General features: G+C 71.6%; 8 protein-coding genes and 1 pseudogene. 7 read left to right on the forward strand and 2 right to left on the reverse strand.

The genetic code is table 11. From position 1 onward, the window contains the following. The 3 genes and pseudogenes from CCN72_RS40620 to CCN72_RS18755 all read left to right on the forward strand — a co-directional run. Positions 1-505: pseudogene (locus tag CCN72_RS40620) on the forward strand (hypothetical protein); the annotation flags it as partial. Between the two features lie 136 nt (positions 506-641). Beyond that, positions 642-2,270: a succinic semialdehyde dehydrogenase gene (locus CCN72_RS18750; RefSeq protein ID WP_086808519.1), complete on the forward strand. Its 1,629-nt coding sequence runs from the start codon at positions 642-644 to the stop codon at positions 2,268-2,270. A 74-nt stretch (positions 2,271-2,344) separates the two neighbouring features. Further along, positions 2,345-4,126, forward strand: coding sequence for a GMC family oxidoreductase (locus CCN72_RS18755; RefSeq protein ID WP_086808520.1), 1,782 nt, complete (start codon positions 2,345-2,347; stop codon positions 4,124-4,126). Between the two features lie 462 nt (positions 4,127-4,588). Here the strand turns inward: CCN72_RS18755 and CCN72_RS18760 are convergent, their stop codons facing one another. Further along, positions 4,589-4,867, reverse strand: coding sequence for a chorismate mutase (locus CCN72_RS18760; RefSeq protein WP_037657660.1), 279 nt, complete (start codon positions 4,865-4,867; stop codon positions 4,589-4,591). A gap of 410 nt (positions 4,868-5,277) precedes the next feature. Here CCN72_RS18760 and guaA point away from each other — a divergent pair, with 410 nt between their 5' ends. Continuing rightward, the gene (gene guaA, locus CCN72_RS18765; RefSeq protein WP_086808521.1) at positions 5,278-6,852 is read left to right on the forward strand and encodes a glutamine-hydrolyzing GMP synthase; all 1,575 of its coding nucleotides are present in this window, start codon (positions 5,278-5,280) and stop codon (positions 6,850-6,852) included. Between the two features lie 26 nt (positions 6,853-6,878). On the opposite strand, the gene CCN72_RS18770 is transcribed toward guaA, so the two are convergent. Next, positions 6,879-7,346 carry a pyridoxamine 5'-phosphate oxidase family protein gene (locus CCN72_RS18770; RefSeq protein ID WP_086808522.1) on the reverse strand — a complete coding sequence of 156 codons (468 nt, stop codon included), beginning with the start codon at positions 7,344-7,346 and terminating at the stop codon, positions 6,879-6,881. Between the two features lie 152 nt (positions 7,347-7,498). On the opposite strand from CCN72_RS18770, the gene CCN72_RS18775 reads away from it, so the two are divergent. The 3 genes from CCN72_RS18775 (at position 7,499) to CCN72_RS18785 (ending at position 10,447) form a co-directional block, all read left to right on the forward strand. Further along, positions 7,499-8,293, forward strand: coding sequence for a class II aldolase/adducin family protein (locus tag CCN72_RS18775; protein WP_086808523.1), 795 nt, complete (start codon positions 7,499-7,501; stop codon positions 8,291-8,293). A gap of 195 nt (positions 8,294-8,488) precedes the next feature. Next, positions 8,489-9,769 carry a hypothetical protein gene (locus CCN72_RS18780; protein WP_086808524.1) on the forward strand — a complete coding sequence of 427 codons (1,281 nt, stop codon included), beginning with the start codon at positions 8,489-8,491 and terminating at the stop codon, positions 9,767-9,769. 165 nt (positions 9,770-9,934) lie between these two features. After that, entirely contained in the window at positions 9,935-10,447 is a 513-nt protein-coding gene (locus tag CCN72_RS18785) for a DoxX family membrane protein (protein WP_085566169.1), read from the forward strand. The last annotated feature ends 17 nt before the right edge of the window (positions 10,448-10,464 follow it).

A 10,464-nucleotide genomic window follows, 5' to 3' on the forward strand; every position in this document is an offset into this window, starting at 1 on the left:
CGGTGCCGGTGCCGGTGCCGGTGCTGATGCTGATGCTGGTGGTGGCGGGTTCGGTGGGGGCGGTCCCTTCGTCGCTCCCGAGCGTGCGGCCGGGCCCGGGGCCGGGCCCGCCTCCGATCTGTGGTCGCTCGGCGCCCTGCTGCGCGCCGCCCTCGGCGACACGGACCCCGGCCCGCTCGGCCCCCTCCTGGACCGGCTGAACGCCGAGCGGCCCGAGGCCCGGCCGGATGCGGAGCGGGTGGCGGCGGAGCTGCGCGCGTACCTGGGCGTGCCGGACGTACCCGAACCGGCCGCCGTACGGGACGGGCACGGGCTCGGCGATGTACGGGACGGGTACGCGCTCGGTGTCGTACCGGACGAGCGCGGCCTCGGCGTCGTACCGGACGAGCGGCCGCGGCCGGACGCACGGGCGCAGGCGGACCCCGAGTCGCGGCCCGCACCCCGTCGCCGCACCCCCTTCACCACCCTCACCCTCTTCCTGGCGAAAAAACCCGCAGGCGACTGATCGGGCGGGTGTTCGAACCGGCAACCCGCTGATCAGGCCGTTCATTGCCAGTGATCACTGGCGTGGTGTGAGTACTCCGTGAATCCCCGTTACCGACGGGTACACAAAGCGTTCGCCGCGGCATACCCTGCGCCTCATGACGGACACGCAGGCCCCGGACACGCAGGCGCCGGACATCGCCGGTACCAACCCCCTCGCGCCCTCCCCCGAGGGCGTCCGCACCGCCGCCGACGTGGTCACCCCGGAACTGGTGGCCCGGCTGACCAAGGGCGTCACCGGTTCCGGCCGGACCGCCAACCACACGCCGTTCACCGGCGAGAAGCTGGCCGACCTGCCCGAGTCCAGCCCCGAGGACGTGCTCAAGGCCTTCGAGGCGGCCCGTGCCGCGCAGGCCGTCTGGGAGCGCACCCCGGTACGGCAGCGCGCCGCCGTCCTGCTCCGCTTCCATGACCTGATCCTCGAACGCCAGGCCGAGGTCCTCGACCTGGTGCAGCTGGAGACCGGCAAGGCCCGGCTGCACGCGCACGAGGAGGTGCTGGCCGTCGCCATCGCGGCCCGCCACTACGGCCGCAAGGCCCCCGCCTATCTGCGCGCGAAGCGGCACACCGGCGCCGTGCCGACCCTGACGAAGGTCACCGAACTGCGCCACCCGCGTGGGGTGGTGGGCCAGATCGCGCCCTGGAACTACCCCCTGGAGCTGTCCGTCGGCGACGCGCTGCCCGCCTTCGTCGCGGGCAACGCGGTCGTGATGAAGCCGGACACCGAGACCTGCCTGACCGCCCTGTGGGCCCGCGACCTGCTGATCGAGGCCGGGCTGCCCGAGGGCGTCTTCCAGGTCGTCCTCGGCGAAGGACCGGTCGTAGGGCCCGAGTTGGTCAAGCACGCCGACTACGTCTCCTTCACCGGCTCCACCCGCACCGGCCGCGAGGTCGCCCAGGGCGCCGCCGCCCGGCTGATCGGCGTCTCCCTCGAACTCGGCGGCAAGAACGCCATGCTGGTGCTGGACGACGCCGACATCGAGAAGGCCGCCGCCGGTGCCGTACGCGCCTGCTTCTCCTCCGCCGGCCAACTCTGCATCTCCATCGAGCGGTTGTACGTCCACGAGTCGATCGCCGACGCCTTCCTGGAGCGCTTCGCCGCCCGCACCAGGGCCATGCGGCTCGGCAACTCCCTCGCTTACGGCGCCGAGATGGGCTCCCTGGTCGGCGAACGCCAGCTGAAGACCGTGGAACGGCATGTGCGCGAGGCCGTCGACAAGGGCGCCACGGTGCTCGCGGGCGGCGCGGCCCGGCCCGACGTCGGCCCCTACTTCTTCGAGCCCACCATCCTCGACGGCGTCGAGGGCTCCATGGCGGTCTGCGAGGAGGAGACCTTCGGCCCGGTCGTCTCCGTCTACCGCTTCTCGGACGTGGACGACGCCGTCGAGCGCGCCAACGCGACGCCGTACGGCCTCAACGCCTCGGTCTGGACGACCAGTTCGAGCCGCGGCCGGGACATCGCCGCCCGGCTGCGCACCGGCACGGTCAACATCAACGAGGGCTACGCCCCCGCCTACGGCAGCGTCCAGTCGCCGATGGGCGGCATGAAGGACTCCGGCCTCGGCCGCCGCCACGGCTCCGAGGGCATCCTCAAGTACACCGAGGCCCAGACGGTCGCCCAGCAGCGGCTGCTGCCGATGGCGCCCTCGCTGGGCATGTCGGAGGAGGGCTACGCCCGCTTCATGACCACGAGCCTGCGCGTGCTGAAGGCGCTCCGATTCAAATAAGCCGCTTGGGGGCGCGGGGAACCGCGCGAGAGACCACGGACGGCCCGCACCCGAAACACGACGAGGAGAGACCCGTGCCCCAGGACTCCTACGACTACGACGTCCTCGTGGTCGGCTCCGGCTTCGGCGGCTCCGTGTCCGCCCTGCGCCTGACCGAGAAGGGCTACCGGGTCGGCGTCCTCGAAGCCGGGCGCCGCTTCACCCGTCAGTCCCTGCCGAAGAACTCCTGGGACCTGAAGAACTACCTCTGGGCCCCCAAGCTCGGCATGTACGGCATCCAGCGCATCCATCTGCTGGGCAATGTGATGGTGCTGGCCGGCGCGGGCGTCGGCGGCGGCTCGCTCAACTACGCCAACACCCTTTACGTACCGCCGAAGGCGTTCTTCGAGGACCCCCAGTGGAAGGACATCACCGACTGGCAGGAGGAGTTGAAGCCGTACTACGACCAGGCCAAGCGCATGCTCGGCGTGCGGCTCAACCCGACGATGACCCCCTCGGACGTCCATCTGAAGGCGGCCGCCGAGCGGATGGGCGTCGGCGACACCTTCCACTTCGCGCCGGTCGGCGTCTTCTTCGGCGACGGCAAGGACGCGGACGGCGCCGCGAAGGCGTCCCCCGGACAGCCGGTGCCCGACCCGTACTTCGGCGGTGCCGGTCCCGAGCGCAACGCCTGCACCGAGTGCGGCGAGTGCATGACCGGCTGCCGGCACGGCGCCAAGAACACGCTGAACGAGAACTACCTCCATCTCGCCGAGAAGGCGGGCGCGGTGGTCCACCCCATGACCACGGTGGTCTCCGTCACCGACGACTCGCGCGGCGGATACGCGGTGGCCACACTGCCGACCGACCGCAAGAAGAAGGGCGCGGGACGGCTGTTCACCGCGCGCCGGGTCGTGATCGCCGCCGGTACGTACGGCACCCAGACCCTGCTGCACCGCATGAAGGCGAACGGCCAACTTCCGTACCTCTCGCCCCTGTTGGGTGTGCTGACCCGTACCAACTCGGAGGCGCTGGTCGGCGCGCAGACCGACAACCACCGCTATCGCAAGGCGCACGGCACCCCGCGGGCCGACTTCACCCGGGGTGTCGCGATCACCTCCTCGATCCACCCGGACGAGAACACCCACATCGAGCCGGTCCGCTACGGCAAGGGCTCCAACGCGATGGGCGGTCTGTCCATCCTCCAGGTGCCGTACACCGAGGGCTCCTCGCGGGCGCTGGCCTGGCTGGCGAACGCGGCCCGGCACCCCACCCTGGTGCTGCGCTCCCTGTCCAACCGCCGCTGGTCCGAGCGGAGCATCATCGGTCTGGTGATGCAGTCCCTGGACAACTCGCTGACGACGTATCTGAAGCCGGACGGCGTCGGCAAGGGCCTGCTCACCGCGCGGCAGGGGCACGGCGCGCCCAACCCCAAGCAGATCAGGGCGGCTTCGGAGGCCGCCGCCGCGCTCGCCGCCGAGATCAACGGCTTCCCGGGCAGCAACGTCGGCGAGCTGATGGGCACCCCGCTCACCGCGCACTTCCTGGGCGGCTGCCCCATCGGCGACTCGGCGGAGACCGGGGTGATCGACCCGTACCACCGGCTGTACGGCCACCCAGGCATCTCGGTCGTGGATGGCGCCGCGGTCTCGGCGAACCTGGGCGTCAACCCCTCGCTGACGATCACCGCGCAGGCCGAGCGGGCCATGTCGTTCTGGCCGAACAAGGGCGAGGCGGATCCCCGGCCGGCGCCGGGGGCGTCGTACGAGCGGCTGAAGCCGGTGGAGCCGCAGACGCCCGCGGTTCCGGCGGAGGCGTTCGGCGCGCTGCGGCTGCCGTTCCTGGGGATGCCGACGGTGCCGCCGAAGGCCGAGTAGCCCGCCGCGGCGATACGACCCGGGTGATGTGACCCGGATCACTCAAAAATCCCGGATCCCGGCACAACCCTCCTCCGCCGTCGCCGATCAAACCTGCTACCGGATCAAGAAGTCGGTGGAGAGGGACCTGCCTTCGGAGGGGGATGCAGGTCCCTCTTCTCATGCCGTGGTCTGCGCGGGGACGGGGACCGGTGTTCCGTCGGTCGGCTCCGGGCGTCCCCGGAGCCGACCGTTCTTTTGGTGACCGGGCTGCTGTCCCCTGCCGTCCGGTCACTTCCCTGGAGCGAGGTCCCACGGCGTACGGCACGACCCGTACACCTCATCGCCCCAGCGAGCCACGCGTGGTTCTGTCGGGCCCGCCCCTGGCTGGCACGGACACCCCGCTAACGAAGGCTTCCGCGCGGCGGTCACGCGCCGTACGGGTGAGACGGGGACCGAACTCACGTCGGATAATCAGCCGAGTCAGATACGGCCCCGGCACAGCTCCAGCAGGGTCATGGCGAGCGAGGTGCCGGGCTTGCCCAGCGCCTCGCGGTAGTGGCCGAGGATCTCCATCTCGCGGGAGAGGCTGACCCGCCGCCCGCCGGAGGAGATACGGGTCTGCTGGACCACGGCGGAGACGGCCGTCCGCTCCTGGATGAGGCCGATGATCCGGTCGTCGATCGCGTCGATGCGCTCCCGCGCGGCGGCGATGGTCGCCTCCGGCGTCGCGGCGGTCTCTTCGGGGGTGGTGGTGCTCATGGCGGGGGCTCCTGATCGTTCGTACTGACGCGGATGCCCTGGAACGGCGTGACCCGGAGAAACGACAGGCGCCCCGGGCCTTGTCGGCCCGGGGCGCCTGGGGTGTCGCTTAAGCGTTCGGCTAAGCAGCACGACCATGGCAACCGGCGGGCCGGATGCCATAGGTAAAGACGAAGGTCGCGTGCTGAAGCATGGGGCCAGTATGCCACGGTGCCGGTACGGCGGGGCCCGCGGACGGGACGACGGTCCGCCCGGGCTCGGTACGACGGGGCCCTGGTCCGGTGCACCGGCCTCGCGCGCGGCCGGTGCGGCGGCCCCTCCGCGCGGGCCTTCGGCTCGGCGGAGGGCTTTGCGCCCGCACCGCTAGACTCGTAGTACAGACCCCCGCCCGGACCACCAGAAGGCACCCCGTGTCATCAGCGACTCCCACTGCCCCCGACACCGTCCTGGTCGTCGACTTCGGTGCGCAGTACGCCCAGCTCATCGCCCGACGCGTCCGCGAGGCGCGGGTCTACAGCGAGATCGTGCCGAGCACCATGCCGGTCCAGGAGATGCTCGCCAAGAAGCCCGCGGCGATCATCCTCTCCGGCGGCCCCTCGTCGGTGTACGAGGAGGGCGCGCCCCGCCTCGACCGCGAGCTCTTCGAGGCCGGCGTCCCCGTCTTCGGCATGTGCTACGGCTTCCAGCTGATGGCGCTCACCCTCGGCGGCTCCGTCGACAACAACGGCGCCCGTGAGTACGGCCGCACCGACCTGCACGTCTCCAAGTCCTCCTCCACCCTCTTCGAGGGCACCCCGGACGAGCAGCAGGTCTGGATGTCGCACGGCGACGCCTGCTCCGCCGCCCCCGAGGGCTTCTCGGTCACCGCGTCCACCGACCTGGTCCCGGTCGCCGCGTTCGAGAACGACGAGAAGAAGCTCTACGGCGTCCAGCACCACCCCGAGGTCATGCACTCCACGCACGGCCAGCAGGTGCTCGAGCACTTCCTGTACCGCGGCGCGGGCCTGGAGCCGACCTGGACCACGGGCAATGTGATCGAGGAGCAGGTCGAGGCCATCCGCGAGCTGGTCGGCGACAAGCGCGCGATCTGCGGCCTGTCCGGCGGCGTGGACTCCGCCGTGGCCGCCGCCCTGGTGCAGAAGGCCATCGGCTCCCAGCTGACCTGCGTCTACGTCGACCACGGTCTGATGCGCAAGGGTGAGACCGAGCAGGTCGAGAAGGACTTCGTCGCGGCCACCGGCGTCCAGCTGAAGGTCGTCGACGCCGAGGAGCGCTTCCTGAACGCCCTCGCCGGGGTCAGCGACCCCGAGGAGAAGCGCAAGATCATCGGCCGTGAGTTCATCCGCGTCTTCGAGCAGGCGCAGGCCGAGATCATCGCCGACGCGGGCCCGGCCGTGGAGTTCCTGGTCCAGGGCACCCTCTACCCGGACGTGGTCGAGTCCGGCGGCGGCACCGGCACCGCCAACATCAAGTCGCACCACAACGTCGGCGGCCTGCCCGAGGACCTCGAGTTCAAGCTGATCGAGCCGCTGCGCAAGCTGTTCAAGGACGAGGTCCGGATGGTCGGCCAGGAGCTGGGCCTGCCGGACGAGATCGTCCAGCGCCAGCCGTTCCCGGGTCCGGGCCTCGGCATCCGCATCGTCGGCGAGGTCACCAAGGAGCGCCTGGACCTGCTGCGCGAGGCCGACGCCATCGCCCGCGAGGAGCTGACCGCGGCCGGCCTCGACCGCGAGATCTGGCAGTGCCCGGTGGTCCTGCTCGCCGATGTCCGCAGCGTGGGCGTCCAGGGCGACGGCCGCACCTACGGTCACCCGATCGTGCTGCGCCCCGTCTCCTCCGAGGACGCCATGACCGCCGACTGGTCCCGGCTGCCCTACGACGTCCTCGCCCGCATCTCGACCCGCATCACCAACGAGGTCCGGGACGTCAACCGCGTCGTCGTCGACGTCACCTCCAAGCCGCCGGGCACCATCGAGTGGGAGTAGGTCTCGCCCTCGCCCTCGCCTGAGGCTCAGGTCCGCCTGAGAGTCCGCACCGGCTCTCCCGGCTTCCAGACCCGGACGACCAGATAGCGGTCGTCCTCGACACAGGTCCGCACGACCTCCGTCAACTCGGTGCGAAAGAGGTGGAACGGCTCCGGCGGTTCCACCTCTTTCACATACCCGGCCTTCGCCGCCCCCTCCCCGACCTCGTGGGCCCGCCCGCCGATCCGTACGTCCCCGCCGGCCATCGCGGTGCCCTCGCCCGGATTGGCCTGGAGCGCGAACCGCGGATCGCGCAGCAGATCGCGGGCCTTCAGCGAGCCCGGCATCATGCCGAGCCACAGCTCGCCGCCGAGGAAGCGCACCTCCAGCCCGGAGGGACGGGGCGAGCCGTCCCGGCGGAGGGTGACGAGGACGTGGTGCCGGAAGGCGCCGAAGCGCCGCTCGACGGCCGCCGCGAAGTCCGGCTCGGCCGCGGTGAAGTCTGCCCAGTTCATACCGGCCGAGTGTGCTCGCCCAACCCGACACCTTCTGTCGCCTTTCCCTTCCGATCTCCATCTGCGCGCCATCTTTACGGCACAGCCCTGCCCTTTTGGGCTGGCCGGCGGTAACTTCCGGCCCGTACCGCCCTACCAGCGCTGGAGGACCTATGTCCGGGCCCACCCCGCCGCTGCCGCTGTCCACCGACCAGCTGCAGTTCGCCATGCCGCCGATGCACGACTCGGTCGAGGACGAGCGCCGGCACCGCAAGGAACGGCTCGCCGGAGCCCTGCGGATCTTCGGGCGGAACGGCTTCGAGGACGGCGTCTCCGGCCACATCACCGCCCGGGACCCGGAGTTCAGCGACTGCTTCTGGGTCAACCCCTTCGGCATGCCCTTCCGGCACGTCACCGTCAGCGACCTCGTCCTCGTCAACCAGGACGGCCAGGTCATCGAGGGCCGCTACCACGTCAACCAGGCCGCCTTCACCGTGCATGCCCAGGTCCACGCCGCCCGCCCGGACGTCGTCGCCGTCGCCCACTGCCACTCCGTGCACGGCCGCGCCCTCGCCGCCCTCGGCGACCTCATCGACCCCCTCACCCAGGAGAGCTGCGCCTTCTACGAGGACGCCGCCCTCTACGACGCCTACACCGGTGTCACCGTCGACGCCGAGGAGGGTCGCCGCATCGCCGCCGCGCTCGGCTCCCGCAAGGCGCTGGTGCTGCGCAACCACGGGCTGCTCACCGTCGGCGGCTCCGTGGACGCCGCCGCCTGGTGGTTCCTGTCCATGGACCGCTCCTGCCAGGTGCAGCTGCTGGCGCGCGCGGCCGGCCGCCCGGTCCTCATCGAGCACAAACTCGCCGTCGCCACCCGCGAACAACTCGGCGGCGACCTCGTGGCCTGGATCAACTACCAGCCCCTCTGGCGGGAGGTCACCCGCAGCGAACCCGGCCTGCTCGGCTGAGCCGCGGGGCGACGGGAAGCGGCCCCGTCAACACACTGCTCGACAGTTCACCCTCCAGGATCATGTCGGTGGGCCCCGGCGGGTCCCGGTAGGGCACAATTCGCTGTTGACGTACGGGAGTTGCACGGCGGCGGGACGGCTCACCGAGAGGCCGTCGGCCGTGCCGCGAGGTCGCGGGGAAGGCGGGCGTCGGACGTGGCGGTGCAGGAGGCCAGAGAGGGCGCGGACGCCGAGGGTGTCCATGAGGGCGGCTGCGGCTGCGGGGACTGTCCGCACGGCGCCCGCGAGGGACACCGGCGGGCCGTCGCCGCGTTTCTGCGACGCCGCGACGAGTTCGCCGCCGGCCAGGGCCTGCCCGCCGCCGTGGCCTACTCTCCCTCGGCCTCCCGCCAGTGGGTCTCCGAGGAGCTGACTCAGCGCGCGGAGGCCGTCGCCGAACGCGGCCGTGCCGAGGGCGAGATGTGGCTCACCCGCCTGTGGCTGCGCACCCTGTGCACGGTGTGGGGCGCGGTGCTCGCCCTGCTGCTCGGCGAGGCGCTGACCGCGATCGGCGCCGGCTGGACCACCGCCCGCACCGCGGCCCTGCTCGCCGCCGTCGTCGTGGCCGGTACGCTGACCGCCGCCTGCTGGTTCCACCGGGCGCGGGGCGGCGCTCTCGCCCCGGTGATCGGCGAGGACCATCGCATGTCCACCTCCCGTGCCGTCGCCGTCTGCTGGGTCCTGTTCATCGGCTACGCCGTCCTGCTGCTCGCCGCCCGCCTGGCCGCCGCCTCCGACCACGCCGAACGCGACGCGCTCATCTCGGGCCTCGACCTCGCCCGCGGCGCCGGCGTGGTGACCGTCCTCGCCGTGGTGTGCGGGATCGCCGTCCTGGTCCGCCGGGTGGTGGGCCTGCGCATCCTCGCCCAGCGGCTACAGAAGGTCCCGGCCCACCGCCCACGCGCCGCCGACCTGCTCACCGACGACTCCGGCCGGGGCGCCTTCACCGACATCCAGTACGTCGCCATCAGCGCCGTCGCCCTGGCCTTCGCCGCCGTCCGGCTCGCCCGCCGCCCCGACCAGCTGCCCGACCTGCCCTGGGGGCTCGCGGTCGTCGTCCTGATCTCGGCCGCCACCTATCTGGCGGGCAAGTACGCGGAGGGCGGCCGCGCGGTCATCCTCTCCGTGGTCCGTGCCCGCGAACCCGGCGACCTGGACGGCCCGATCCGCACCGGCGACGACATCGAGATCCGCGGCACCGGCTTCGTCCCGCCCGGCGCCCGCACCGCCGAACGGCTCTCCCGCATGGTCGTCCGCATCGGCGCCGTCGATGTCCATGTCCCGCTGGTCCCGGTCACCGGCGGCTTCCGCAACCCCACGGACACCGTTCTGACCGTCCCCGTCCCGGCCGACGTCGAGCCCGGCTCGGTGGATGTCCAGGTGGTGACCGCGGCCGGAGTGCCGACCAACCGCTACACGGTCCAGATCACCGAGTGAGCTTCCGCCACTCGCGATCCTCCTCTCATACGAACGCCTGAAATCCGGAAAAACCCCTGGGCGATGATTGAGCGTCCCCTCCTTGTCATACATATGGTCGGGAGAACGGGCAGGTACGGCAGGGACAGCGGGCGAGAGGCGGCAGGCAGGATGACCGGTATTCGGATGGACACGCGCACCCCCCGGCTGAACAGCCGCAACGGCTGGCGGGACACCGCCGCCCACTACGCCCTGCTACCTCTGCGCGTCTTCCTCGGCGTCACCTTCCTCTACGCGGGACTGGACAAGCTCACCGACAGCGCCTTCATGAAGGCCGCCGGCGCCGGCTCGATCGGCGACACCATGCACGCGGCCCGCGGCACCGCCGCCCTACCCGCCCTGATCGACCTCGCCCTGAAGAGCCCGGTCGGCTTCGGCTACGCCATCGCCCTCGGCGAACTGGCCGTCGGCATCGCCACCCTCCTCGGACTGCTCGGCCGCCTCGCCGCCCTGGGCGGTGCGCTGATCTCCCTCAGCCTGTGGCTGACCATGAGCTGGGCGACGACCCCGTACTACTACGGCAACGACCTCGCCTACCTGATGGCCTGGCTGCCCCTGATCCTCGCCGGAGCCCCGTATCTCTCGCTGGACGCGGCATGGCGCGCACGGGGGCGGCAGCGGTCGCTCGGTTATCTGTAGGGCGGTTGAGGGGGAGG

The sequence above is a fragment of the Streptomyces murinus genome, from assembly GCF_002154555.1.
GTDB classification, from domain to species: Bacteria; Actinomycetota; Actinomycetes; order Streptomycetales; family Streptomycetaceae; genus Streptomyces; species Streptomyces murinus.

Coding starts and splice junctions, on each gene's coding strand:
- CCN72_RS18750 (WP_086808519.1), top strand. CDS start 642: ATGACGGACACGCAGGCCCCGGACACGCAGGCGCCGGACATCGCCGGT.
- CCN72_RS18760 (WP_037657660.1), bottom strand. CDS start 4,867: ATGAGCACCACCACCCCCGAAGAGACCGCCGCGACGCCGGAGGCGACC.
- CCN72_RS18770 (WP_086808522.1), bottom strand. CDS start 7,346: ATGAACTGGGCAGACTTCACCGCGGCCGAGCCGGACTTCGCGGCGGCC.
- CCN72_RS18775 (WP_086808523.1), top strand. CDS start 7,499: ATGTCCGGGCCCACCCCGCCGCTGCCGCTGTCCACCGACCAGCTGCAG.
- CCN72_RS18785 (WP_085566169.1), top strand. CDS start 9,935: ATGGACACGCGCACCCCCCGGCTGAACAGCCGCAACGGCTGGCGGGAC.